This is a genomic window from Tardiphaga sp. GW822-FHT04G09 (assembly GCF_058800725.1).
The window spans coordinates 354,285-380,616 of record NZ_JBXAMO010000003.1; the positions used below are offsets into that span (position 1 = coordinate 354,285).

20 protein-coding genes are annotated in these 26,332 nt (G+C 61.9%); 9 read left to right on the top strand and 11 right to left on the bottom strand.

Going from position 1 to position 26,332, the window contains the following annotated elements; all coding sequences use genetic code 11:
- Window positions 1-108 precede the first annotated feature (108 nt).
- A complete protein-coding gene (pucL, locus tag AC1RLZ_RS08370; protein WP_493188273.1) occupies window positions 109-948 on the top strand; it encodes a factor-independent urate hydroxylase in 840 nt (279 codons plus the stop codon).
- A 208-nt stretch (window positions 949-1,156) separates the two neighbouring features.
- Here the strand turns inward: pucL and AC1RLZ_RS08375 are convergent, their stop codons facing one another.
- Both AC1RLZ_RS08375 and AC1RLZ_RS08380 read right to left on the bottom strand, forming a co-directional pair.
- Complete coding sequence (locus tag AC1RLZ_RS08375) at window positions 1,157-3,763, bottom strand: molybdopterin-dependent oxidoreductase (RefSeq protein WP_493188274.1); 2,607 nt, start codon at window positions 3,761-3,763, stop codon at window positions 1,157-1,159.
- Window positions 3,760-4,581 carry an FAD binding domain-containing protein gene (locus tag AC1RLZ_RS08380; protein ID WP_493188275.1) on the bottom strand — a complete coding sequence of 274 codons (822 nt, stop codon included), beginning with the start codon at window positions 4,579-4,581 and terminating at the stop codon, window positions 3,760-3,762. Before AC1RLZ_RS08380 ends, AC1RLZ_RS08375 begins: the two co-directional genes overlap by 4 nt.
- Before the next feature lie 157 nt (window positions 4,582-4,738).
- On the opposite strand from AC1RLZ_RS08380, the gene AC1RLZ_RS08385 reads away from it, so the two are divergent.
- Window positions 4,739-6,091, top strand: a complete 1,353-nt coding sequence (locus AC1RLZ_RS08385; RefSeq protein WP_493188276.1) for an 8-oxoguanine deaminase — start codon at window positions 4,739-4,741, stop codon at window positions 6,089-6,091.
- A 176-nt stretch (window positions 6,092-6,267) separates the two neighbouring features.
- Here AC1RLZ_RS08385 and AC1RLZ_RS08390 read toward each other — a convergent pair whose 3' ends face one another.
- From AC1RLZ_RS08390 to AC1RLZ_RS08405, 4 genes are read right to left on the bottom strand one after another with little or no spacing between them, the layout of a single operon-like run.
- Window positions 6,268-7,347: a BMP family ABC transporter substrate-binding protein gene (locus tag AC1RLZ_RS08390; protein WP_371424712.1), complete on the bottom strand. Its 1,080-nt coding sequence runs from the start codon at window positions 7,345-7,347 to the stop codon at window positions 6,268-6,270.
- 40 nt (window positions 7,348-7,387) lie between these two features.
- The gene (locus AC1RLZ_RS08395) at window positions 7,388-8,305 is read right to left on the bottom strand and encodes an ABC transporter permease (RefSeq protein ID WP_493188277.1); all 918 of its coding nucleotides are present in this window, start codon (window positions 8,303-8,305) and stop codon (window positions 7,388-7,390) included.
- Window positions 8,292-9,383 (bottom strand): ABC transporter permease, encoded by a 1,092-nt coding sequence (locus tag AC1RLZ_RS08400; RefSeq protein ID WP_493188278.1) that lies wholly within the window; start codon window positions 9,381-9,383, stop codon window positions 8,292-8,294. Before AC1RLZ_RS08400 ends, AC1RLZ_RS08395 begins: the two co-directional genes overlap by 14 nt.
- On the bottom strand, window positions 9,367-10,935 hold the full coding sequence (locus tag AC1RLZ_RS08405) for an ABC transporter ATP-binding protein (protein ID WP_493188279.1): 1,569 nt from the start codon (window positions 10,933-10,935) through the stop codon (window positions 9,367-9,369). Before AC1RLZ_RS08405 ends, AC1RLZ_RS08400 begins: the two co-directional genes overlap by 17 nt.
- Window positions 10,936-11,526: 591 nt before the next feature.
- Between AC1RLZ_RS08405 and AC1RLZ_RS08410 the strand changes: the two genes are divergently transcribed.
- A complete protein-coding gene (locus AC1RLZ_RS08410) occupies window positions 11,527-12,570 on the top strand; it encodes a hypothetical protein (protein WP_493188280.1) in 1,044 nt (347 codons plus the stop codon).
- Between the two features lie 121 nt (window positions 12,571-12,691).
- On the opposite strand, the gene AC1RLZ_RS08415 is transcribed toward AC1RLZ_RS08410, so the two are convergent.
- Window positions 12,692-13,189 carry a nucleoside deaminase gene (locus AC1RLZ_RS08415; protein WP_493188281.1) on the bottom strand — a complete coding sequence of 166 codons (498 nt, stop codon included), beginning with the start codon at window positions 13,187-13,189 and terminating at the stop codon, window positions 12,692-12,694.
- A 143-nt stretch (window positions 13,190-13,332) separates the two neighbouring features.
- On the opposite strand from AC1RLZ_RS08415, the gene AC1RLZ_RS08420 reads away from it, so the two are divergent.
- The 4 genes from AC1RLZ_RS08420 (at window position 13,333) to AC1RLZ_RS08435 (ending at window position 19,159) form a co-directional block, all read left to right on the top strand.
- The gene (locus AC1RLZ_RS08420; RefSeq protein WP_493188282.1) at window positions 13,333-14,601 is read left to right on the top strand and encodes an allantoate amidohydrolase; all 1,269 of its coding nucleotides are present in this window, start codon (window positions 13,333-13,335) and stop codon (window positions 14,599-14,601) included.
- Between the two features lie 17 nt (window positions 14,602-14,618).
- Window positions 14,619-15,494: a dihydrodipicolinate synthase family protein gene (locus AC1RLZ_RS08425; RefSeq protein WP_493188283.1), complete on the top strand. Its 876-nt coding sequence runs from the start codon at window positions 14,619-14,621 to the stop codon at window positions 15,492-15,494.
- A 142-nt stretch (window positions 15,495-15,636) separates the two neighbouring features.
- Complete coding sequence (locus AC1RLZ_RS08430; RefSeq protein WP_493188284.1) at window positions 15,637-17,958, top strand: xanthine dehydrogenase family protein molybdopterin-binding subunit; 2,322 nt, start codon at window positions 15,637-15,639, stop codon at window positions 17,956-17,958.
- Between the two features lie 133 nt (window positions 17,959-18,091).
- Window positions 18,092-19,159, top strand: a complete 1,068-nt coding sequence (locus AC1RLZ_RS08435) for an alcohol dehydrogenase (RefSeq protein WP_371424721.1) — start codon at window positions 18,092-18,094, stop codon at window positions 19,157-19,159.
- A 67-nt stretch (window positions 19,160-19,226) separates the two neighbouring features.
- Here the strand turns inward: AC1RLZ_RS08435 and AC1RLZ_RS08440 are convergent, their stop codons facing one another.
- The 3 genes from AC1RLZ_RS08440 to AC1RLZ_RS08450 form a co-directional block, all read right to left on the bottom strand.
- On the bottom strand, window positions 19,227-20,549 hold the full coding sequence (locus AC1RLZ_RS08440) for a dicarboxylate/amino acid:cation symporter (RefSeq protein ID WP_493188285.1): 1,323 nt from the start codon (window positions 20,547-20,549) through the stop codon (window positions 19,227-19,229).
- A gap of 163 nt (window positions 20,550-20,712) precedes the next feature.
- Complete coding sequence (locus tag AC1RLZ_RS08445) at window positions 20,713-21,084, bottom strand: helix-turn-helix domain-containing protein (protein ID WP_089265251.1); 372 nt, start codon at window positions 21,082-21,084, stop codon at window positions 20,713-20,715.
- 630 nt (window positions 21,085-21,714) lie between these two features.
- Window positions 21,715-22,971 carry a serine hydrolase domain-containing protein gene (locus tag AC1RLZ_RS08450; RefSeq protein ID WP_493188286.1) on the bottom strand — a complete coding sequence of 419 codons (1,257 nt, stop codon included), beginning with the start codon at window positions 22,969-22,971 and terminating at the stop codon, window positions 21,715-21,717.
- A gap of 152 nt (window positions 22,972-23,123) precedes the next feature.
- Between AC1RLZ_RS08450 and AC1RLZ_RS08455 the strand changes: the two genes are divergently transcribed.
- The gene (locus tag AC1RLZ_RS08455; protein ID WP_493188287.1) at window positions 23,124-24,035 is read left to right on the top strand and encodes an intradiol ring-cleavage dioxygenase; all 912 of its coding nucleotides are present in this window, start codon (window positions 23,124-23,126) and stop codon (window positions 24,033-24,035) included.
- Window positions 24,036-24,063: 28 nt separating this feature from the next.
- Here the strand turns inward: AC1RLZ_RS08455 and AC1RLZ_RS08460 are convergent, their stop codons facing one another.
- On the bottom strand, window positions 24,064-24,579 hold the full coding sequence (locus AC1RLZ_RS08460) for a hypothetical protein (RefSeq protein WP_493188288.1): 516 nt from the start codon (window positions 24,577-24,579) through the stop codon (window positions 24,064-24,066).
- 418 nt (window positions 24,580-24,997) lie between these two features.
- On the opposite strand from AC1RLZ_RS08460, the gene AC1RLZ_RS08465 reads away from it, so the two are divergent.
- Window positions 24,998-26,305, top strand: coding sequence for a CmpA/NrtA family ABC transporter substrate-binding protein (locus AC1RLZ_RS08465; RefSeq protein WP_493188289.1), 1,308 nt, complete (start codon window positions 24,998-25,000; stop codon window positions 26,303-26,305).
- The last annotated feature ends 27 nt before the right edge of the window (window positions 26,306-26,332 follow it).

The following is a 26,332-nucleotide window of genomic DNA, read 5'->3' on the forward strand; positions in this document are numbered from 1 at the left end:
CCGGTGGCGTGGTGACCGGTGGCACGAAGGTTGCTCGAAGTGAGCATTGCTAAATATATTGCACTGCGACCGAGGTTTCCGGTCGCAGACAGAGACTGGAGGTCGTTCGTGCCGCTCATCAAGAACAGATATGGAAAAGGCCGTGTCCGCATCATGCGGATCCATCGCGACGGCGACAAGCAGGATGTCAGCCAGCTCAGCATCAAGGCGATGCTGGAGGGCGATTTCGGCCGCGCCTATACCGACGCCGACAACTCCACCTCGACTTCCACCGACACCATCAAGAACATCGTCAATGTGGTGGCGCGCGAGAACACCGCGCTGTCGACGGAGGAGTTCTGCCAGGTGCTGGCGAAGCGCTATCTCGACCTGTATCCGCAGGCCAGCTCTGTCAGCATCACCGCGCATGAGACCAAGTGGGCGCGGCTCGCCGTCGACGGCGAACTGCACCCGCACGCATTCCTGCTCGACAGCAACGGCAAGCCGACCGTCGAGATCCATGCCACGCGCGATGGCATGGTCATGAGTTCGGGCCTCGACGGTTTCACCTTCATGAAGTCGACGCAATCCGGCTGGGAGAACTACTACACCGACAAATATTCCACGATCCAGCCGACCAATGACCGCATCTGCGCGACATCGATGGTGGCGTCATGGACATGGTCCGGCAAGCCCGCCAGCTATCCCGCGACCAACAAGAAAATTCTCGACACGCTGCTGACGGAATTCGCCACCACCTATAGTCCGAGCGTGCAGAACAGCCTGTATCGCATGGGCGAGAAGGTGCTGGCGGCGGTGCCGGAAATTTCCGAGATCAGCATGGCTTGCCCGAATATCCACTACATCCTGATGAATCTCTCGGCGTTCGGGCTGGACAACAATAACGACGTGTTCCTGCCGACCGACGAGCCGCATGGGCAGATCGAATGCACAGTGGGGCGGGGCTGATCTTGTCCCTCCCTCAAGCGGCGAAGCCGCGCAGCGGGGTCTGGCGGACGAATTCGTCCGCCATGGCCGAAGGCCAGACGGGTGGGGTGCTTCCACAAATGCGACGTCACGTGTGGCACCCCCACCCCGGCCTATCGGCCGACCCTCCCCGCCTAGCGAAGCTCCGCTTCGCGCGGGGGGAGGGATTCCACTGACGGCATCGTTCTAACTACTTCCCAAACTTCTTTTGCAACTCCGGAAAAATCCGGTCCGGCTTGAACGGCACCTGCGTAAAGCGAATCCCCGTGGCGTCGAACAGCGCATTGCCCATGGCGGCGGCGACGGGATTATACGGGCTTTCGCTCATCGACTTCGCACCCAATGGCCCGATCGCATCATGGGTGTCGGCGAAATACACGTCAGTCCGCGGCAGGTCTGCGAATGACGGCAAATGATAGTCGCGGAATTTCGGATTGACGACGCGGCCGCGGTCGTCGATCACCATTTCCTCATACAGCGTAGCCCCCAGCGATTGCGCGACGCCGCCCTCGATCTGGCCGCGGAGCTGCATCGGATTGGCGACGGCGCCGGCGTCCGCAGCCTGTACGCTCCTGAGAACCTTGATGGCGCCGGTGCCCTTGTTCACCGCCACGCGAAATCCCTGGACGTTGAAGGCGACCGAACGTGGCGTGCCGCCTGACGTTCCGGTAGCGCTGCGTGCAGTGCTGTCCGCCCGCATCGCCGCCACCAGTCTTTGCGCGGCGTCATGGGTGGCTTTGCCAGCGACGAATGTGCCGGCGCTGCCATAGGCGCCGGTATCGTGGCCGCCATTCCGCGTATCGGACTGGCGCAGATGAATCTGCTCGACAGCGCAGCCGAGTGTCGTGGCCGCGATCTGCCGGTGCACCGTCGCGGTGCCGTTGCCGAATTCAGCGGTGCCGACCGTGAGGTCATAATCGCCGTCGTCGCGTCTGGCGATGACGACTTCGGCGATATGGCCCAGCGGCGGCACGGTGTCGATCATGGTGAGCGCGATGCCGTCACCGATCAGCCAGTCACCATCGAGATCGTGCATCGTCTCCGCCTGCATCGCCTGTTCGACCAGATCGAGACATTGATCGAGGCCGTAGCTGCCGATCAGCACGTCGTCATAATGCGTGCCGGCGGGCGACAGCATGGCATCGCCGGGTTTGATCACGTTGCGGCGGCGGAAATCATACGGGCTGATGCCGAGCTGTTTCGCGAGTTCGTCGATGGCTGCTTCCACCGCGAACAGGGTCTGCGGCAGGCCATAGCCGCGAAACGCACCCGCCGGCACCGTGTTGGTATAGGCGACGACGGCATCGACCTTCTTGTTGGCGCAGTTATAGACGCCGAGCGATTCACCGCAGGCGTGAAACAGCACCGGGCCCGCATGATTGCCATAGGCGCCGGTGTTGGAGAGCACGTCGAGCTGCAGGGCGGTGAGCTTGCCGTCTTCGGCGGCCGCGGCCTTGACGGTGACGCGCATCGGATGCCGCGTCGATGTGGCGATGAACTGCTCCTCGCGGGTCAGTTCCCATTTCACCGGGCGACCGGTCCTGAGTGCGGCGAGCGCCAGAATATCCTCGACGAACATTTCCTGCTTGCCGCCGAAGCCGCCGCCAACGCGTTCGCAGAACACGCGGACCTTGTCGGAGGGAAGGTCATAAAGATGAGCCAGCGCCCGCCGCGTCAGGAAGGGCGTCTGCGTGCTGGAGCGAACATTCAATACGCCATCGGCATCGAGCCAGGCCATGCCGCCATGAGTCTCGAGATGGCCGTGTTGCACGCGTTGCGTGGTGAAGGTGCCTTCATAGGTGACGGCGGACGATGCCAGCGCCGCGGCAACATCGCCGAATTCGCCGTGTGTTTCAGCGACGATGTTTCTGATAGCATTGCTGACGCGATGCACGGGCGTCTTGTCGGGATGAATGACCGGCGCGCCGGGCGCGATGGCGGCCGCGGGATCGAACACCGCGGGCAGGATGTCGTAGACGACATCGATGCGGCGGCAGGCTTCCTCCGCGATCGCTTCGCTGTCCGCGACCACGGCGGCGACTTTCTGGCCGATGAAGCGCACGGTGTCGTCGAGGATCCGTGTATCCTCGGGATCCATTGCATCGACCTCGTGGCGCGCCGTCGAGAACAATATGGTCGGCGCATCCGCATGGGTCAGCACCGCATGCACGCCCGGCATGGCCCGTGCTGCTGATGAATCGATCGACACGATGCGGGCATGGGGATGCGGCGAGCGCAGCACCTTGATATGCAGCAGCCCGTCCATGGCGACGTCGAATGTGTAGCGCGCCGCGCCTGTCACGATCTGAGGAGCGGCCGGCGCGGAAATGCTGCGACCGAATGCGGTGCCGGGCGCGGCTTGTTCGATATTGATCGTGCCGTCGAGCGCGTCCTCGATCGTGCGATAGCCAGTGCAGCGACACAGATTGCCCTTCAGTGACGCGCCGAGATCGGCGCGCTGGGCCTGATTGAGCGCCGCGCAGGTCACGATCATGCCGGAGGTGCAGAAGCCGCACTGGAAACCCTGTGCGTCGAGAAACGCCTGCTGCATCGGATGGATGCCGCCATGGGGCGCGAGACCTTCGATGGTGGTGACGGCATGGCCTTCGGCGCGAAAGGCCGGGATGATGCAGCTATGCACCGGCTCGCCATCGAGCAGTACGGTGCAGGCACCGCAGTCGCCGGCATCGCAGCCTTTCTTGACGCCGAAATGGCCGAGTTCGCGCAGGAAGGTGCGCAGGCATTGGCCGGGTTGCGGCTGCTGCAAAAAGCTGTGGCCGTTGATCTCGAAACTCATGGCCTGATGCCCTGCAATTCGCTGCGGATTTCTTCCGCGAGCCGGAGCGTCATCTGCTTGCGCCAAGCCGGTTTGCCGTGAATGTCGTCGTGATAGAGGTCGTCCGGAATCCGGTCGAGGATCGCTTCTTCGAGCGCATCGGCATCGGGAAGTGCCGGAAGCGCGATACGAACGGGCCGCTTCGTCGAGGCCGTGATCGTCAGCCGCAAGCCGTCCTCATCAAGGCTTCCTATCAGCAGCGCAGCAGATCGTCCGACCGGCGTCAGCGAGATCTGGCGGAATGCAGAGCGGCGCTTGAGCGCTGCGAGAGGAATGGCAATGCTGCGCAGGAGATCGCCCGGCATCAGCACGTTAGTTTGATCGCCGGTGACGAAGTCTGCCACGTCGATCGTGTCTGCGCTGCCATCGGCCTTCCAGATCGTACAGACACCATCGAGCGCGGCGGTGAGTGCGATCATCGGACCGGCCGGCAGCGACATGCAGAGATTGCCGCCGACCGTCGCGGTCTTCCAGATCTTGAAGGAGGCGAGGAAGGCCCGGCAACACTGATTGATGAGCGGTGACGCGACCCAGTCGGCCGGGCAGGGCAGCGCATCGAGCTGTGCCACAGTGCATGTGGCGGCGATCTGCAATTCGCTATCGGTGACGGTGAGGGCCGGCCATTTGAGGTCGGTGAGATCGATCAGCCGCGTCAGATGTGCCTGCGGTTCGGAGAAAAGCCAGGTGCCCCCGGCGAGCCATGCATCCCCGGCACTCCATGTCGGTAGCTGGTCCCGCGTCGTGGGGCGGGCGACGGACGTGATCGTATTCAGGTCCATAGGGCGGTTATACTTTCACTCGGCAATGACCCCTTGAAGTCTCATTGTGAACCCTGCAAGACCGACGCCAAGTTGAGAACGAGTGCAAGACAAGTCGAAGTATTTGCGGCTGGTCCCTGAATTGCAAGGTCGGGTCCATGACCGAAGGAGATGAGCCATGACAGAAACGCAGGCCACCTGGATCAAGGATCCGCTCGGTATTTTCGCCGATGGGGCCGAGCGCGGCGTTGTCGTCAAGGGGGGGCGGATCGTCGAACTGGTGCCGGCCGGTGGCAAGCCAATGGCGGCGGACGTGGCGGTCTTTGATGCCGGCGCCCATGTGGTGCTGCCGGGGCTGATCAATACGCATCACCATTTCTATCAGACGCTGACGCGTGCATTGCCGGCGGCGCTGGACCGCGAGCTGTTTCCCTGGCTGCAGGCGCTGTATCCGGTCTGGGCAAGGCTGACCCCGGAGAATCTCGATCTCGGCGTCAGCGTGGCGATGTCCGAATTGCTGCTGTCGGGCTGCACGACGACCACCGACCATCACTATGTGTTTCCTGCAGGTCTCGAACAATCCGTCGATATCGAAGTGGGGGTGGCAGAGCGGCTCGGCATGCGCGTGCTGCTGACGCGGGGATCGATGAACCGCTCGCAGCGCGACGGCGGCCTGCCGCCGGACTCGGTAGTGCAGGACGAGGACACGATCCTGGCCGACAGTGCCCGCGTGGTAGGGAAATTCCACCAGCGCGGCGAGGACGCCATGGTGCAGATCGCGCTGGCGCCGTGTTCGCCGTTTTCGGTGACGACCTCGCTGATGACCTCGACCGCGGCACTGGCCGACAAGCTCGACGTCCGCCTGCATACGCATCTCGGCGAGACCGAGGACGAGAACCGCTATTGCGAGGAGGTCTATGGCTGCCGTCCGCTGGATTATCTGGAGCAGACCGGCTGGCTGAACAGGCGCACATGGCTGGCCCATGGCATCCACTTCAACGCGGGCGAAATGGTGCGGCTCGGCAAGGCCGGCACCACCGTCAGTCATTGCTCGTGCAGCAATCAGCTCTTGGCCTCCGGCTGCTGCCCGGTCTGCGAGATGGAGGATGCGGGCGTCGGGATCGGGCTCGGCGTCGATGGATCGGCCTCGAATGACGGCTCGAATCTGATGCAGGAAGTGCGCGCGGCCTTTCTGCTGCAGCGGGCGCGCTATGGCGTTGGGCGTGTCAGCCACAAGGATGCGCTGCGCTGGGCGACGAAAGGCTCGGCGGCCTGCGTGGGGCGGCCTGAGCTCGGCGAGATCGCTGTGGGGAAAATGGCGGATCTGGCGCTGTTCAAGCTGGATGAGCTGCGCTTCTCCGGCCATGGCGATCCGCTGGCTGCGCTGCTGCTGTGCGGGGCGCATCGTGCGGACCGCGTGATGGTGGGCGGCGTGTGGCGCGTGATCGACGGCACGATCCCGGGGCTGGATGTCGGCGACCTGATCCGCCGGCACAGCGCGGCGGCGAAGGCGATGCAGGCGGGGCGATAACTTTCGCTGAGGTATTGCGCGAACGCTTGAACGCGCTACGGCCTGCCTCTCCCCCCTTGCGGGGGAGACTTGGAGAGGGGGGCCACAAACTCTGAACGCACCTGCTGCCCGCCCCCTCCCTAACCCTCCCCCAAGGGGGAGGGGACGACAGCATTCATTGTGCGGCTATTCGCCCGCTACTTGCCGGGGATCTTGTCGTCGATGCCCTTCACATAGAAGTTCATGCCGAGCACCTGACCGGGATCGAGGGCGTCGCCGCCCTTGCATTCCACTTCCTTGCCGTCCTGTCCCATGATCGGGCATTTGAACGGCTTCAGCGTGCCCGCGACGATGGCAGCTTCGGTGTCCATGGCCATCTTCTTCACGTCATCGGGCATGTTGGTATAGGGCGCCATCACGACCATCTTCTCTTTCAGGCCGGCCCAGGTGTCTTCCGACTTCCAGGTGCCGTCGAGGGCGGCCTTGACGCGTTCGACATAATACGGACCCCAGTTGTTGGTGACCGCGGTGAGCTGTGTCTTCGGGCCGAACTTGATCATGTCGGAGTCCTGGCCGAAGGCGAGGGCACCGCGTTCGGAAGCGACCTGCATGGCGGCCGGCGAGTCCGTGTGCTGCATGATCACGTCGGCGCCCTGATCGAGCAGCGCCTTGGCGGCATCGGCTTCCTTGCCGGGATCGAACCAGGTGTTGACCCAGATGATCTTGATCTTGATGTCGGGATTGATCTTCTGCGCCGCGAGCATGGTGGCATTGATGCCCGAGATCACTTCCGGAATCGGGAACGAGCCGATGTAGCCCAGCACGCCCTTCTTCGACATCTTGGCGGCGATCAGGCCCTGGATGTAGCGGCCTTCGAAGAAGCGGCCGGAATAGGTCGACATGTTCTTGTCGCGCTTGAAGCCGGTGGCGTGTTCGAACATCACTTTGGGATGGCGCTTGGCGACCTTCAGCGTCGGATCCATATAGCCGAACGACGTGGTGAAGATCAGCTGGTTGCCGGCGCGCGCAAGTTGCTCGATGGAGCGCTCGGAGTCCGGGCCTTCGCTGACATTTTCGAGATAGGTGGTCTCGATCTTGTCGCCGAATTCCTTGACGAGCATCTGGCGGCCGACTTCATGCTGATAGGTCCAGCCGAAGTCGCCGACCGGGCCGATATAGACGAAACCGACTTTCAGCTTGTCGGCGGCAACGGCCGCCGTCAGTCCGAGGCCGGTGGCCAGCAGCATGGCGGCCGCTGCAAGTGCTTTCCTGTTCATGCACGTCTCCTGTTTGCGAGATGGTCTTGTGAGAATGTCTTTAGCGATCGGGCACGAAAACCGTGCCCAATGCCGCCGGTGCCGTGGAGCCGCCGCTGCGGGTGCGCGAGATCAGCACCAGCACGACGACTGTTGCGAGATAGGGCAGTGCGGACATCAGCTGCGACGGCACGCCGACGCCCCAGCCTTGCGCATGCAGTTGCAAGATTGAGACCGCGCCGAACAGATAGGCGCCGATCACGAGGCGCCCCGGCAGCCATGAGGCGAACACCACCAGCGCCAGCGCGATCCAGCCGCGGCCGGCGGTCATGCCCGGCACGAAGAACGGCGTGTAAGCCAGCGGCAGATAGGCACCGGCCAGACCGGCGCAGCCGCCGCCGAACATCACGGCGAACATGCGAATCTTGAGCACGGGGTAGCCCAGCGCATGGGCGGAGACGTGATTGTCGCCGATGGCGCGCAGGATCAGTCCGGCGCGGGTGCGGTAGAGGAAATACGAGATGGCCACGATCAGCGCGATCGAGACATAGACGAAGGCATCTTCGCCGAACAGGATCTTGCCGACGAAGGGGAGCGTGGTCAGGCCGGGAATATACAGACGCGGGGCCGTGGCGATGCGCTCGCCGACGAAGCCGGCGCCGATCAGGCCGGAGACCCCGATGCCCAGGATTGTCAGCGCGAGACCGGTCGCGACCTGATTGACGGCGAGGCCGAGCGTCATCAGCGCGAAGACCAGCGACAGCGCGACACCTGCGAAGATACCGCACAGCGCGCCCATCAATGTCGAGCCGGTGGCCCAGGCGCCGGCAAAACCGCAGGCGGCGCCGACGATCATCATGCCTTCGACGCCGAGATTGAGCACGCCGGCGCGCTCTACCAGCAGCTCACCTGACGCGGCCAGCAGCAGTGGCGTCGATGCCGCGAGCACGGCGAGGATGATGGCTTCAAGCAGCTCCATCGGCGACCTTTCGCTGCGGCATGATGAGCCTGATCCGGTACAGGATGAGGCTGTCGCAGGCGAGCACATAGAACAGCAGGATGCCCTGGAACACCTTGGTGATATCGAGTGGGATCTTCATGGCGATCTGCGCTTGCTCCCCGCCGATGAATGTCAGCGCCAGGAAAAGCCCTGCAATTAGTATTCCAACCGGGTTGAGCCGTCCGAGAAATGCAACGATGATCGCCGTGAAGCCATAGCCGGGCGAGATGCCGGGCTGCAGATGGCCGATGGGGCCGGCGACTTCGATGATCCCCGCGAGACCCGCCAGTGCGCCGGAAATTGCGAAAGTCAGCAACACGAGCTGGTTCGATGAAAAGCCGCCGAAGCGTGCCGCGCGCGGCGCGGCGCCGACCACGCGGATTTCAAAGCCCTTGATGGTGCGGCCGAGCAGGATGGCAGCGGCAACGACAATCACAAGTGCGATGATCGCGCCAAGATGCAGCCGTCCGCCTTCGAACAGCAAAGGCACGGTGGCGACCGGATCGAATTCAGCCGTGGTCGGGAAGTTGAACCCCTTGGGATCGCGCCACGGGCCGCGGACGAGATAATCCAGCAGCAGGTCGGCCACATAGACCAGCATCAGGCTGACGAGGATCTCGCTGGCGCCGAACCGCACCTTGCAGAAGGCCGGGATCAACGCATAGAGCGCGCCCGCCATGGCGCCCAGCAGCATCATCGCCGGCAGCACCCAGGCGCCAGCGTCGGTACCGTTGGTCTTCACCGCAAGCCAGCTGCCGGCCACAGCGCCGACCAGGAACTGCCCCTCGGCGCCGATATTCCAGACATTGGCGAGATAACAAAGCGACAGGCCGATGGCGATCATGACCAAAGGCGCGGCCTTCACCGCGATCTCCTGCAATGAATAGGCGTCCGTGAGCGGCGTGATGAAATAGACGTTCAGCGCAGCGATCGGGTTCTTGCCGATGATCATGAACAGGATGCTCATGGTCACGATGGTCAGCCCGATGGCGATGACAGGCGACACCAGCGCGATGATGGTCGATCGCTCTGCGCGCTTCTCAAGCACCAACTGCATCGGGCACGTCCTTTGGCGTGAGTGCGCTGCCGCCCATCAACAGGCCCAGCGTTTCCCTGTCCGCATCGGCTGTCATCAATGGTTCAGAGAGACGGCCGTGGAACATCACGGCGATGCGGTCGGCGATGTCAGCGAGTTCGTCAAGGTCCTGGCTGGTAACGAGGATGGCCGCACCTGCGGCGGCAAGATCGAGCAGGGCCTGACGGATCACTGCCGCGGCGCCGGCATCGACGCCCCAGGTCGGCTGGCTGACCACGAGCACGATGGGATTGCGCAGGATCTCGCGGCCGACGATGAATTTCTGCAGATTGCCGCCGGAGAGGCTGGCGGCTTCCGGATCGCGCTTGGCCTTGCGGACGTCGAAACTCGCGGTGGCGCGGTCGACGGTCGCGAGCGTTGCCGCCGTATTGATGAAGCCGTGCTGCACCATGCCTGACGCAGCATGGCCGGTGAGCAGAGCATTCTCCGACAGCCGCATGCGCGGCGCGGTGCCGTGACCGAGCCGTTCTTCGGGCACGAAGGCGGCGCCGAGCTTGCGGCGCGCGGTGATCGAGAGATGTCCGGCGGCTTGGCCATCGATTACGATGGTGCCGGGATCTTTCGCCAGACGTTCCCCGGAGAGCGCCGCGAAAAATTCATCCTGGCCGTTGCCGGCGACGCCGGCGATGCCGAGGATTTCGCCGCCCTTCAGCTCCAGCGAGATGTTCTTCAGATGCACGCCATGCGGTTCGTCTGGCGCGAGGCTGAGATCGTTGACCACGAGCCGCGGCACGGTGGTTTGCCGGTTGGCGGCGGCTTTCACCTGTTTGATCTCGGTGCCAACCATCATGCGCGCCAGCGACGCGGCAGTTTCCTCGCGGGGCAGGCAGGTCGAGATCTTCTTGCCGCCGCGCAGGATGGTGGCGGTGTCGCAGAGGCGTTTCACCTCGTCGAGCTTGTGGCTGATATAGAGGATCGCGCGACCTTCCGACTTCAGGCGCTCCAGCACGACGAAAAGCTGATCGGCTTCCTGCGGCGTCAGTACGGCCGTGGGTTCGTCGAGGATCAGGAATTTCGGATTCTGCATCAGCACGCGCACGATCTCGATGCGCTGACGTTCGCCGACCGAGAGTTGCCAGACCTCGCGTTTGGGATCGAGCGGCAGGCCATATTGCTGCGACACCTGTTCAAGCCGTGCCGACATCGCCTTGAAGGATTCCTTGCCGTCGAGACCGAGCGCGACGTTCTCGGCGACGGTCAGATTGTCGAACAGCGAAAAATGCTGGAACACCATGCCAATGCCGCGCGCGCGCGCATCGTGCGGGCCGGCAAGCACCATCTTTTCGCCCTGCCAGAGCATCTCGCCTTCGCTCGGCTGGATCAGGCCATAAATGGTTTTGACGAGTGTGGATTTGCCGGCGCCGTTTTCGCCAAGCAGCGCGTGGATTTCCTGCGGGCGGATGGCGATGTCGATGGAGTCATTGGCAAGGAAGCTGCCATAGCGCTTGGTCAGACCGATTGTCTGCAGAAGCGCCTGACCGGCGCGCGCGTTTCCTAGTCCCGCATCCAACATTCGCTACCTACGCGTGAGAAGGAGGTGGCAGCAAGTGTGTGCCGGATTGGAATGCAGCGTAAATCTCGAATAAGCGCCAGCGCCTGCCTTATTTTTGGACTGGATCGCTTTCTTGGGCGATTCCAGATGCGGGTTTCTCGCCGATCCCGGTATTCCGCCTGATTTGAAAAGAGTTATTCGACTTTCGCATTGTATACTTGGCTTGAAGTGTTGCAGTTGCGGCACAGGTGCAACGAATTCGAAAGCTGGATTTTCTCACGTGGCAAGAAGTTGGGCAGAGATTTTTTGCGTCGCAAACATCCGCTGGCAGCGCAAATTCGGCGGCGTCCGTCGCTCAATCAATCTGCGACAGAACGTCGCAAAATACCAATCTTTACAGCCTCTAAGCATGCGTCTCGCATGCGCCCGCATGGTGTCATTTCACCGCTCTGAAAACACGACGCTTCAAGCATAAAATGCTGATTTCATTGGGCATCGCTGATGAAACGAGTAGCAGCTCGTGGGGAAAGTTGAGGCTTCTCACCCGGACTGATTGCAACAACTCTCGCGCAAGAGGCACGCAATCATTGTCAACAGGTGGGGGTAATTCCAATGACCAGTCATTTTCGAACAATCGCAGCCGCGACATTCCTGTCGCTCGGGGCGATGGTACCAATGGGCGCGGCGAGCGCAGCCGACATGGCGGCCATGCCGGTCAAGGCCAAGCCGATCCCGGATCTGCCGTTCTTCCTGCTGATCGATAACCGCTTCACCTATGCCTATCAGTGGGGGGCGGTCGATCCCGGCGTGACCAACAAGACCACCAAACAGGTCTTCGCCTTCACGCACTTCGACGTGTGGACGTACGGCACCAACTTCTTCAACATCGGCCTCGAAAAGGCGGGCAAGAGCAGCCCGGCGAATCCCTGCGCCGATCCGCGCTTTCCCGCGATCACGGGTTGCGAAGGCGCAACCGAAATCTACGGCCTGATCCGTAGCACGATCGGTTTCAACGAGGTCTTCAACACCAAGGCCTTTACGATGGGGCCGCTGCGTAACGTGTCATTCGTCATCGGTGCGGATGGCAGCACCGAGAACCGGTTTTTCGCGGCATCCAAGCGCGACGTTGTGGCTGGTCTGCAGTTTGCCTTCGACCTGCCTTACAAGGGCTTCTTCAACGTCAATCCGTTGCTGTACTATGAATTCGCCAACCACTCGACCTTCACTCAGTGCGGTTTCGGCGTTGGTGGCGTCGCCGGCGTGACCTGTAATGCCGACGGCAGCCGCGAGTTCAAACCGACCTGGGCGGTCGAAATGAACTACTACATGGATCTCGGCTTCCTGCCGGAGAGCATCAATTACTTCTCCGTCAGCGGCCGGGCCGGCTTCTACGGCAAGAAGGGCGGCGAAAACGGCCAGATCGCCGGCACCGACACGAAAATCGAACTCAACGCCGAGCCGATCCGTCTGACCTTCGACGCCAGCAAGGCGATCTGGGGCGCCAAGTATACCCACAATGTCGATGTGTGGGTGGCGTACCGGATGTGGAGGAACAAGTTCGGCCTGGACGAAAACGCCAGCTTTGCCTGTACCGTTGCTGCTCCAGGTTCATGCCGCGAGGACTCGCTGTATTCCGGCATCACCGTCAAGTTCTGATCCGGGCTGACTTCCTGGATTAGTCCTCCAGGGGCAATCTCCAAGGTCAATCTCCAAGGCTGATGGCGCCGCGATGACCTCGCGGCGCCATCGGCTTTTTGCAGGCGCCAGCGAAGTGCCACTAGCGCAGCTGCGCCCAGAAATTCTCGTGTTGAGCAGCTGCCTCGTCTTCAAGCAGCGGGCCGACGACCTCGATGCTCTTCTGCCCGGCGGCAAAGACATTGCGGCAAGGCAGATCCAGCGTGGGATTCTCCGGATGATCGCCGGTGATCGCCTTGAGCCTTGCTTCGCCGAGCCCATAAACCAGCCGGCCAATGCCGACCCAATAGATCGCGCCCGCGCACATGGCACAGGGCTCTGCGGAGGAATACAGCGTGCAGGTTTTCAGGACCTCTTCGCGATAGGCGAGCGAGGCCTCCGTGCACAGCAGCCGCTCGGCATGAGCGGTGCCGTCATGGGACGGCATGAAGGCATTGCCGGCCTCCATCAGCACTTTGCCGTTTGCGTCGACCAGAATTGCGCCGAACGGGTGATTGCCGCGCTCCATGGCGCGCCGCGCGGCATCGAACGACAATCTGAGAAACGTCTCGTCGCGGTCTGCCGGGTCTGGTTCGCTCATGGTTACTCCTGTCACCTGACCGTCCAAATCTGCAGGTCTCCGGCGGCCCCGCAGCGGGATTCGCCTTGGCGCGCCAACCACACTAGAATTTGCAGACCGGGTATTTCAATTCGCAGCCGGGCCTGCGGCATGAATAAAGAAGCATGATTGCGATGGAAGAGAAAGTCGTCGGAGCTTCCGGCCAATCGCTCGGCGGCGAGATCGTCGAACGCATCAATGTGCTGGCTGCGATCTCGGAAGCGCCTGACAATATCACACGAATATTCCTTACACCGGAACATCGTGCTGCCGCCGAACTGATCATCGGCTGGATGCAGGCGGCCGGCATGCAGGCGCGTATCGATGCCATCGGCAATGTCTGCGGGCGCTATGAAGGCGACCGGCCCGGTCTGCCGTGCCTGATGCTCGGCTCGCATTACGACACCGTGCGCGATGCCGGCCGGTGGGACGGGCCGCTCGGGATCATCACGGCGATTTCCTGCGTCGGCGATCTCCACCGCCGCGGCCTGCGCCTGCCATTCGCCATCGAGATTGCCGCCTTTGCTGACGAGGAGGGCGTGCGCTTCGCCTCAACATTGCTCGGCAGCCGCGCGGTGGCCGGAACCTTCGTCGAGAGCGTGCTCGGCGGCCGCGACAAAGCGGGCATTTCGATGCGCGAGGCGATGATCACATTCGGCCTCGATCCCGATCATATCGGCGCCGCAGCGCGCGCGCCCGGCGAATTGCTCGCCTATCTCGAACTGCATATCGAGCAGGGGCCCGTGCTGGAAGCGCAGAAGCTGCCGGTGGGTGTCGTGACGGCCATCTCGGGCGCAACGCGCCTCGCAGTCGAACTGCACGGCATGGCCGGTCATGCCGGCACGGTGCCCATGGCGATGCGGCGCGATGCGCTGGTCGGCGCTGCCGAATGTATCGTTGCGATCGAGGAATTCTGCCAGTCGGATCGCGGGGGCCTGGTCGGCACCGTCGGCTATATCAATGCGATGCCGGGCGCGACCAATGTGATTCCCGGGCTGGTGTCGTTCACCATGGATATTCGCTCGCCGAAGGATTCGTACCGCAAGCTCGCGATCACCGACATGGTGCGCGAGATCGAATCCATCGCCAAAGCGCGCAAGCTCGATCTGCAGATCAACATCACCCATGAGAACCGGACGGTGCCCTGCGCGCCCTGGCTGCAGAAGCAGATCGCCGATGCGATCACGGCCGAGGGCTATCGTGCCTTCGAACTGCCGAGCGGCGCCGGTCATGACGGCATGGCGATGGCAGATATCGCCGATGTGGCGATGTTGTTCGTGCGGTGCCGCGGCGGCATCAGTCATAATCCAGCCGAACACGTGGAAGATGCCGATGTCGAAGCCGGCGCGCGGGTGCTGCTACGCGTGATCGAGAATTTCAAGCCGAAGATTTAATTGTAAGGCGCGGTTGAATGACAGACTTCCACGGCGTGTTTCCCTATCTGGTCTCGCCCGCCGACGATGACGGGCGCATTCGCGCTGACGTGCTGGGCCGCCTGTGCGGGGATCTCATCGGTGCGGGTGTGCATGGCCTGACGCCGCTCGGCTCGACCGGCGAATTCGCCTATCTCAACCGCGAGCAGCGCAGGACCCTGGTGCAGACCACGATCGACGCTGCCGCGGGACGCGTGCCGGTGGTGGCCGGTGTGGCCTCGACCTCGACGGCAGATGCGGTGGCGCAGGCGAAGTCGTATCAGAAGCTCGGTGCCAACGGCATCCTGGCAATTCTCGAAGCGTATTTCCCGCTCAAGGATGCCCAGATCGAATCCTATTTCCGCGCCATCGCCGATGCCGTCGATATTCCCGTGGTGATCTACACCAATCCGCAATTCCAGCGTTCGGATCTGACGCTCGATGTGGTGGCGCGGCTCGCGGAGCATCCGCGCATCCAGTATATCAAGGATGCCTCGACCAATACCGGCCGGCTGTTGTCGATCATCAACCGCTGCGGCGACAAACTGAAAGTATTTGCCGCCTCGGCGCATATTCCATCGGCTGTGATGCTGATCGGTGGCGTCGGCTGGATGGCCGGTCCGGCCTGCGTCGTGCCCAGGCAGAGCGTCGAACTCTATAATCTCTGCAAGGCGCATCGCTGGGATGAAGCCATGGTTCTGCAACGGCGGATGTGGCGGCTCAACGAAGCCTTTGCGCGCTACAATCTGGCCGCCTGTATCAAGACGGGCCTGGCGATTCAGGGCTATGACGTCGGCGATCCCGTGGCACCGCAGCCGGCTTTGACCGCGGACGAGCGCAAGGTGATCGAGGCCGTTTTGCGGGATGTCGGCTGATCGATATGGTTGCCGCCAGACGCGCAAAAGGGGCAGCGCTCATGCGCATTCCGTCTCGCAGCATTGTGCGGGAGAGCTGTTGGCTGGCGCACTGTTTATGCGCTAGAACCGAACAGGTCAGCCGATATTCAAGGGACTTTTAATGAACATTCTGCCCGGCAATCTGCGCTTCGGCGCTGGTCTTTCTCCCAAGCGCCTTGAAGATCAGAGACTTCTCACCGGACAGGGCAAATTCATCGACGACAGACCGGAAGACGGTGCGCTCTGGCTGCATCTGCTGCGCTCGCCACATGCCCATGCCAAGATCACCTCGATCGATGTGACCGCCGCCAAGGCGATGCCGGGTGTGCAGGCGATCTACACGGGCGCCGACCTCGTGGCCGAGGATGTCGGCACCCTGCCGACGCTGCCGATTTTCAAGCGACCCGACGGTTCTGCGGCGACCTTTCCGCCGCGCCGTCTGCTGGCGTATGAATTCGTCCGCTTCGCCGGCGAGACGGTCGCGGCGATCGTCGCGACCTCGCGTGCCGCCGCGCAACTTGCCGCTGAGGCGATCGACGTCAGCTACGACGTCCTGCCGGCTATCGTGGATCCCGTCGAGGCCATCAAGCCGGGCGCGCCGGCGGTCTGGCCGGAGGCACCGGACAACATCGTTGCAGCGACCAGCTATGGCGATCCCGCCAGGGTCGAGGCGGCATTCGCCGCGGCAAAGCACACGGTCTCCCTCGATATCACCAGCCAGCGTCTGGTGCCGTCAGCCATGGAGCCACGCAGCGCCATCGCTGAAATCGACAAGAAGACCGGCAAGCTGACGCTTCACGTGCAGTCGCAAACGCCTGCATCGACCCGCGATATCCTGGCGGACTCGATCCTGAAGCGTCCGAAGGACAGTATCCGCGTGGTCGTTGGCGACATCGGTGGCGGGTTCGGCCAGAAGACCAGCCTGTATCCCGAAGACGGCATCGTTGCTTATGCGGCCGTGAAGCTCGGCCGCACCATCCGCTGGCGCGGCGATCGCACCGACGATTTCGTCGGTGGCACCCATGGCCGCGACCTGACCTCGACGGCGGAAATTGCGCTCGACGCCAAAGGCCGCATCCAGGCCTATCGGGTGCGCTCGATCGGCGGCACCGGCGCTTATATGTCCGGCACCGCGATCATCATTCCGCTGGTGCTCGGGCCATTCGTGCAGACCGGCGTCTATGATCTGCAGCTGGTGCATTACGACATCAAGGCTGTCATTACGAACACAGCACCGGTGGGGGCCTATCGCGGCGCCGGGCGGCCGGAGGCCGTGTTCATCATCGAACGCCTGATGGATGCTGCCGCCCGCCAGATCGGCATGGACCCGCGCGCCATTCGCAAGGTGAACTACATCAAGCCGACGCAGTTTCCCTACAAGAACGCTGTCGGCCAGACCTATGACAGCGGCGCCTTCGCGCACATGCTCGACCGTGCCACCGAACTCGCCGATTGGGACGGCTTCGCCGCGCGCAAGAAGGCGGCGAAGAAGAAAGGCCTGCTCTATGGACGCGGGCTCACCAGCTATATCGAATGGACCGGCGGCCCGGGCACCACCGAGAAGGTCAGCCTGCGCGCGACGGCCAATGGCCGGGTCATCCTGCATTCCGGCACCATGGCGATGGGGCAGGGCCTGCAGACCGCCTATTCGCAGCTCGTCTCGGAGGCGCTCGGCATCGGCATCGACAAGATCGATGTGATTCAGGGCGACACCGATGTGATCGTCGGCATGGGCAGTGTCGGTTCGCGTTCGCTGTTCGTCGGCGGCACTGCGGCGGTGGTGTCGGCCGCCGACATGATCGCCAAGGCGCGTGAGAAAGCGGCCAACATGCTCGAAGCCTCGGTCGAGGACATCGAATATTCCGCGGGCTTCCTCACCGTCGTCGGCACCGACAAACGCGTCGGCCTGTTCGAGATCGCGAAGGCCGAAGACGGCGAACAGCTGAGCGTCGAGTCGACCGGCGTGGCGGATGGGCCGACCTGGCCGAACGGCACGCATATCTGCGAGGTCGAGATCGATCCGGAAACCGGCATCACCAATGTCGTTCGCTACACCACGGTCGACGATGTCGGCGTCGCGGTGAATCCGATGCTGGTGACCGGCCAGATCCATGGCGGCGTGGCGCAGGGCATCGGTCAGGCGCTGTTCGAGAACACGTATTACGACGAGGATGGTCAGCTCATCACCGCGAGCTATCAGGACTATTGCATCCCGCGCGCTGGCGATCTGCCGATGCTGTCGGTGACGCTCGATGGTTCCGCTCCCTGCGTCACCAATCCGTTGGGATCGAAGGGCTGCGGCGAGTCCGGTGCGATCGGCGGCCCACCCTGCATCGTCAATGGCGTTCTTGATGCGCTCGAACCGCTCGGTATCAAGCAGCTCAACACGCCGTTGTCGCCGCTCAAGGTGTGGGAAGCGATCAGGGGCGCAAGCGCAACGTAGCTCGGAACGTAGGATGGGTAGAGCGTCTTCGCGAAACCCATCAATCCGAAACGCAAGTGTGATGGGTTTCGCTACGCTCTACCCAACCTACGACAACGATAATTCAGAAACTTCAACCGGGAGAGAAAACACAATGAAAAGCTTCAAGGTTCTCGAATTCAACGAACCGCTCGGCGAGGTCGACGAGCAGACCCCGCAGCCGACCGGCACGCAGGTGCTGATCCGCGTGAAGGCCGCTGGCGTCTGCCATAGCGACCTGCACATCTGGGAAGGCGGCTATGAGCTCGGCCATGGCCGCAAGAAACTGTCGTTGAAGGACCGTGGCATCACGCTGCCGCGCACCATGGGTCACGAGACCGTCGGCGAAGTCATTGCCTTCGGTCCGGATGCGCAGCAGGAAGCCGGCGGCGTCAAGATCGGTGATATCGCGCTGGCCTATCCATGGATCGGTTGCGGCAAATGCGCGGTCTGTCTCGCCGGCGACGAGAATCTGTGTCTCGCGCCGCGCTGCCTCGGCGTGCATTGCGATGGCGGCTATTCGGACCATCTGCTTGTGCCGCATCCGCGCTATCTGATCGACCTCAAGGGCATGGATCCGGTCATCGCCGCGCCCTACGCCTGCTCGGGCGTCACCACCTATAGTGCGCTGAAGAAGATCGAGAGCGATCTCGGCAATCCAATCGTGATCTTCGGTGCTGGCGGCCTCGGCCTGATGGCGTTGAGCCTGCTCAAGGCCATGGGCGGCAAGGGCGCCATCGTGGTGGATATCGACGCCAAGAAGCGCGAAGCGGCGATGACGGCCGGCGCGCTCGCGGCCGTGGACGGCAATGCGCCCGATGCACTGGCGCAGCTTGCGCAGGCGGCAGGTCAGCCGATCCTGTCGGTGATCGATCTCGTCGGCAATGCACAGACCACCCAGCTCGGCTTTGACATCCTCTCCAAGGGCGGCAAGCTGATCATGGTCGGCCTGTTCGGTGGCGGCGCCACCTGGGCGCTGCCGCTGATCGCCATGAAGGCGCTGACCATCCAGGGCAGCTATGTCGGCAATCTTCGCGAGACCAAGGAGCTGCTGGAACTGGTGCGCACCAAGAAGGTGCAGCCGATCCCGACGAGTCCGATGCCGCTCGCAAAGGCCAATGCGGCGCTGAACGACCTGAAGGATGGCAAGCTGGTCGGCCGCGCGATCCTCACGCCGGCGTAAGGTTGAAGCATTCGTTCTGACACCGAGAAGCGGCCTTCTGGCCGCTTCTTTTTTGCCTCGAAGGCAATTAGCCGGCCGTTACATCCACGAGCTCTTCGCCATCCAACACACGCTTCGCCTTAGCATGATCGAGATCGCCTTCCCATGCGCCGACCACGACGGTGGCGACGCAGTTGCCGATCAGGTTGCCGAGCGCGCGGGCCATGCCGATGAACCAGTCCACCGACAGCACCAGGACGAGGCCGATGGCAGGAATGCTCGGCACGGCATTCAGCGTCGCCGCGAGGATCACGATCGCCGAACCGGGCACGCCATGCGCGCCCTTCGATGTGACCAGCGAGACACCAAGCACCAGCAAGAGATCGCCGAAGGACAGGGGCGTATTCGTGGCCTGGGCGATGAACACCACGGCCAGTGTCAGATAGATCGAGAACGCGTCGAGGTTGAACGAGTATCCGGTCGGGATCACCAGGCCGACCACGTTGTCCCTGACGCCGAGCCGTTCGAGTTTGCGCATGACCTGCGGCAGCACGGCATCCGATGACGCGGTGGCCAGCACGATGGTGAGTTCCTCGCGCAGGTAGTTCAGGAATTTGACGATGTTCAGCCCGGCCAGCGCCATCACGCCACCGAGCACGCCGAAGACGAAGATCGCGACCGAGACATAGAACAGCACGACCAGCGAGACGAGTTGCTTCAGCGAGCCGACGCCGTAACGGCCGACCGTATAGGCGACAGCGCCGAGCACGCCGATCGGTGCAAGCCGCACGATCAGGCCCATGGCGCGAAACAGAACGGTCGATACGGCTTCGATGAAACTGGAGATGCGTTCGCCCTTCTCGCCGCCGACCAGCGCCAGGCTGGTGCCGAACAGGATGGCGAAGAACAGCACCTGCAACACGTCGTTGCGCGCCAGGGCGTCGAACGAGGTGGTCGGAATGATATTGAGCAGGAAGCTGCCGATGCCGCCGCCCTGCAGCTTGTGCGCGTTGTCGGCGACTGTTGTGAGGGCCTTGCCGTCGAGCGAGGCCGGATTGATGTTCATGCCGTGGCCCGGGCCGAACAGATAGGCCAGTACGAGCCCGACAACGAGCGCCAGCGTGGTCATGGCCTCGAAATAGATCAGCGCCTTGACGCCAACCCTGCCGACCTTCTTGAGATCGCCGGCGCCCGCAATGCCATGCACCACCACGCAGAACACGATGGGGGCCACAATCATGGAAATCAGTTTGAGGAAGGCGTCGCTGAAGACTTTCAGGCCGACTGCGAAATCCGGCACTGCGATGCCAAGCACGATACCGAGCAGCAGGGCAACGAGCACCTGCACGAACAGCGATTGATAAAGAGGCTTGCGGACTGGTTCGATGGCGGTGACCGTGGCTGTGGACATGGTTCGCTCCCCGTGAGGTTCACGAATATTCCAGCAACAACCGTGCCACCGCTAGGTGCAGACGCGTAAAATCTCGCCGCGGCTACGGCGAGCCCTTTTCGCATCGAGGGGGGCCGAAATTGAGCCGATCGGCAGCCGGGTCGCTCCAGCGGCCACGCGACGATTACTTCTCTTCGTCGGCAATCGCTTCCATCAGGACGACCATCTGGCGCTGGACCGTCTGGCTCTTGATGCGACTGTAGGCGCGAAGCAAGCGGAGGCTGAAAGCGCTATCGAGGAACAACAAGCTTTCCACTTCGCGGCTCTTGCCGTCGCCATCGTAGAAGAAGGTGACCGGTACATCGAGCGCCGTCGCAATCTGCTGAAGACGCGCAGCGCCAACGCGATTGACACCCTTCTCGTACTTCTGGACCTGCTGGAAACTGACGCCCAGTTTTTCGCCCAAATCTGCCTGTGAAATTTTCTGCTCAACACGACGAAGACGGATCCTCTTGCCCATCTCTATGTCGGGTTTACCGGCGCTACGTTGCTTCATTCGTCACCATTTAGTTTGTTTGAATAAGGGAGTTTGGTTTTATTTTCTTGTAAGGGCTTTCTAGCCCGAGAGCCCTTAAAGCTAACTTTCAAAGGCATCTCTGTTATACACATCGTCCTGACAATTGGGATGGCTGAAATCGCCGCGATACGCGAATTGATCGACATGCAATCGCGAGGGTCATCCAATCGTGCAAAAAAATCTTGCGGTACTCAGTTGCTACTTCGCATCGTTTGCAAAGCTTCCAACGACTAGCGCGGCTCAATTTCTATCGATGCAGACCTTGCGGCGGAAGCGAAAGTAGAAGTTGGTCATCATGCTATACACACGTGAGTTGCCTGACGCACGCAGGATAACTGAGAGTCGTTCGCATTCGTAGGTTACGAATCTCAGGCATGCAGCATTCCATGCGATTTCGAGCTGCAATTTCGCATTTTACGACCTCCTGTGTAGTGTCGACGTAGCATCACAATTCCGTGGTTGGTTGTTGTTAGGTATAATACGCACCTGAGGTTTCATCCCAAGTTCTCACTGAGAGAGAATTTCATTTTTGATTCGTTCTGGATGTGCTGAGCGCGACCGGGCTTGATGCACGTACCAACTGAGCAATATTGATCAGGTCATTCGTTACTAAATATTGCTGTCGGTAATCGCGGAGTAGATCATGGTACGCAGCTCGCGCCGGATCGGATAGGCGCTCGATGGCAACAGCTGCGTCATAAAGATTGCGATCAGCTGTTCGGCCGGATCTATCCAGAACGCCGTGCTCGCCGCGCCGCCCCATGCGTACTCACCGGCGCTGCCCGGGATCATGGTCTTGGCCGGATTCATCGTCACTGAAAATCCGAGTCCGAAGCCGATGCCGGCATAGCTCGCTTCGCTGAACATCGACTTCGACATTTCGGTGAGATCGCGACCACCGGGCAGATGGTTGCTGGTCATCAACGCAATCGTCTTCGGAGCGAGCAGGCGCACGTCGCCGAGCGCGCCGCCATTGAGGAGTGCGCGGCAGAAGGTGAGATAGTCAGCGGTTGTGGAGCACAGGCCGCCGCCGCCGGAGATCATCGAAGGCGGCGACAGAAACGAACTCGTCGCGGGATCGTCCTGAAGAGTGAGGCCGCCCTTGCCATCGGCGGCGTAGCAGGCAGCGAAGCGATGCGCCTTGTCGGCAGGCACAAAGAAGCTGGTATCAGTCATGCCAAGCGGATCGAAGATACGCTCCTGCAGAAATTGTTCGAAGGGTTTCCCGCTGATCTTCTCCACGAGATAGCCGACGACATCGGTCGAGACCGAATAATTCCACGCATCGCCCGGCGAGAACTCCAGGGGGATTTTGGCGAGATCCGAAATCATTGACGTCAGCGTGCCGGATTTTTCGACCTCGCCGATCTTGAGCGCACGATAGGCGGCATCGACATTGGTACGCTGCTGGAATCCGTAAGTGAGCCCCGATGTGTGACGCAGCAGGTCGATGATCTGCATTAGGCGGGCCGGTGGCTTCGTCAGGAACGGTGCCGTCACGCCAGCCTGAAATACGCCGAGATTGGCCCATTCAGGAATATATTTGTGAACGGGTTCATCGAGTGCGACACGTCCTTCCTCCGCCAGCATCATGAAGGCGACAGTCGTGATCGGCTTGGTCATCGAATAGATGCGAAAGATCGTATCGCCCTTGACGGGGACCTTGCGCTCCACATCGGCAAAACCCTGCACCGTGCTGTGCACGATCTCGCCGCGACGATAGACCAGAAGCCGTGTGCCGGGAAAGCGGCCGGCATCGACATAGCGCTGCTTGAGATGCTGCTCGATGCGGGCCAGCGCCGTGGTCGACATGCCGACTTGTTCGGGAGACGCAGACGAAGGGCTCAGGCTCTGGGACGACGGCATTGCAGCATCACTCCGATGTGTAGGCGCGGCTCATTTCTATTGATGGAAATCAGCCGCTGTCCATATGGATTCGTAGCGCCGTGAGCTTACGCGAAGCTCTGTTTCGTGTATCGTTAAAGATGTAATCGCGGCGCGTTGCTCAGGATGGAATTATGACCCAATTCAATGACACTGAACTCACTGCAGCCGTCATCCAGAGCTTCGACAAGACGCCCGATCCGCGTACGAGATTCCTGCTGCAGGAACTCGTGAAGTCACTGCACGACTATGTTCGCCGGACCGATCTCACTTTCGGCGAATGGGAAGTGGTGATCGACTTCCTGACACGCACGGGCCAGAAATGCACGCCGATCCGGCAGGAATTCATTTTGCTCTCTGACGTGCTGGGCGTCTCGATGCTGGTCGATGCCGTCAATCACAGGGAGCGTGAGGGGGCCACACAGACGACGGTGCTCGGGCCGTTCTATGTCGGCGAGCATCCTGTGATGCCTCATGGTGCCGATATTTCTCCGGGCCTCCTGGGCGATCGCATGTTCGTGCAAAGCCGCGTCACCGATCTCGATGGCAAGCCTCTGGCCGGCGTGCCGGTCGATGTCTGGCATGCTGACGACGATGGCTTCTATGACTCGCAGAAGGCTAGCTATGCCACACAGGGCCCGTCGTCGCGGGCGCGCTTCATCACGGACAACGATGGCCGGTTGTTCTTCCGCACCATTCTGCCATGCAGCTATCCGATCCCGACCGATGGTCCGGCTGGCGACCTGGTGCTGAAGACGGGACGCCATCCGATGCGTCCGGCGCATGTGCATTTCCTGGTCGCGGCTCCCGGCTACGAGCCGCTGATCACCCACGTCTTTATCGAGGGGGACGAATATCTCGACTCCGATGTTGTGTTCGGCGTGAAGGACGATCTGATCGCCACTGTCGAGAACCGCAGCGATGCCTTGATGCCCGACGGTCAGCCTGCCAACGGGCCGTGGCATCTGATGACCTATAATTTCCGGATGAAGCCGGGCGAGGGGACAGTTCCGCAGCCGATGATGCCGGAACAGGCAGAGGCGTAAGCTGTCTCCGCCGTCTTGCGATCTGCGATCAGGTCGCGCTCCAGTCGCGTTGCGAGAGTTCCTGCAGCGACTCCAGAAAGAGCTGGTCGAACAGGAACGGGGCTTCGCCGGGCGATGGTGATGGCGCGATGAGGGCGGTCACCTCCTGCAGCGCGTGGCCGAGATGGCCCAAGCGCTCGGCAAAGGCTTCGAGGCCGCTGCGGTCGGCGCTTTCAGCGACCGCGAAGAGTGCGTCCCTGGTCCGGGCGATGTGCTGATCGACATTGTCGATGAGACGGTCGAGGGCATCGATATCGACGTCCACTGTCTTGCCGCTCGTTTGGGCGGGGCAGAGTGCTTTCTCAAGGGCGTCCCTGCGGAACGCATGGAGCTGCCGGGATACGTCATCGAAATGGCCGGTCGCTGCCGCGGCATTTGCCTCGAGGTCGCTTTTGCCCTGGGACAGGATCGCCGCCGCGGACACCACGGCTGCCGCCTTCAGGGTGCTCATCACCTTCCGGAGCGATGCGCGGGCGGGTTCGGTGGTTACCGGAATGGTCTGCATGGGGCGGTCCGTTCGCAAGAAACTGGACCCGGTTGATAGCACCTATCCGCTGATCGGCGTGCCGCTCAGCCATGTACATCAGCACCTCTTTTCGGTGCTGCTCATTACGTGTGCGTCGCACAATAAATAAGCGGTCAGCAAATTTTCGGTGCGCGTGGTTCTCCGCGCTGGCCCGATCGCTTTTAGGTAAGTGGCTGCAATTTATCGGAATTTCTGTCAGGCGGCGTCTGGCACGAACCTTGAATAGTTCTTGGTGACGCCATTGTAGCCGTCACAATCAATCACCAGCCAGCACTGCCATCATGGGGCTTCCCCCTGACGCGCCGCTATGTCCGTACGCCTTCGATCCGAGGTGCGCTGTGACGAGGGGCCAATGACGGTGCCGGCTATCCCAGGCGCGAAAGGACGACAGCAGCACATGACGAAGCCAGAGACCAACAAGCCGGGCCGTAAGATCAGCCGCCGCCAGCTTCTGAAAGCCGGCGCGGGTACCGCTGCCTTGCTCGCGGCTGCCAAGCTCAACTTCCCCGCCGGCGCCTTCGCGCAGGGTGCTGGTCCCGAAGTGAAGGGCGCCAAACTCGGCTTCATCGCGCTGACCGATGCGGCGCCGCTGTTCGTCGCCAAGGAAAAGGGAATCTTCGCCAAATATGGTCTGCCTGACACCGAAGTGCTGAAGCAGGCCTCGTGGGGCACCACGCGCGATAACCTCGTGCTCGGCTCCGAAGGCAACGGCATCGATGGCGCGCATATCCTGACGCCGATGCCCTACCTGATCTCGTCCGGCAAGGTGACGCAGAACAACGTGCCGACGCCGATGTATATTCTGGCGCGCCTCAATCTGAACGGCCAGAGCATCTCGGTCGGCAAGGAATATGCCGATCTCAAGATCGGCCTCGATACCAAGCCGTTCAAGGATGCGATCGACAAGAAGAAGGCCTCGGGCAAGTCGGTGAAGGCCGCGATGACCTTCCCGGGTGGTACCCATGATCTCTGGATCCGATACTGGCTCGCGGCCGGCGGCATCGATCCCGACAAGGATATCGAAACCATCGTCGTGCCGCCGCCGCAGATGGTCGCCAACATGAAGGTTGGCACCATGGATTGCTTCTGCGTATGCGAGCCGTGGAATCTGCAGCTCATTCATCAGAACATCGGTTACACCGCGCTCACCACCGGCGAACTCTGGAACAAGCATCCCGAGAAGTCGCTCGGCATGCGCGCTGCCTGGGTCGACAAGAATCCGAAGGCCGCCAAGGCGCTGCTGATGGCCGTCATGGAAGCGCAGCAGTTCTGCGAGAAGGCCGAGAATCGCGACGAGGTCGCGGCGATCAATGCCAAGCGCCAGTGGATCAATTGCCCGGTGGAAGACGTCACCGACCGCGTCAAGGGCAAGTTCGACTACGGCACCGGCCGGGTCGTCGAGAACTCGCCGCACATCATGAAGTTCTGGGACGACTTCGCCTCCTATCCCTATCAGAGCCACGATCTCTGGTTCATGACCGAGGACATCCGCTGGGGCAAATACGAAGCGGGCTTCGACAGCAAGCCGCTGATCGCGAAGGTCAATCGTGAGGACCTGTGGAAGGAAGCCGCCAAGGAGATGGGCGCCGCGCTGCCGGCCTCGACGTCGCGCGGCCAGGAGACATTCTTCGATGGCAAGGTATTCGATCCCGAGAACCCGGCCGCCTATCTGAAATCGCTCGCCATCAAGCGCGTCGAAGTCTGAGACCAGCGCAGGCCCTGCTGAAATGAC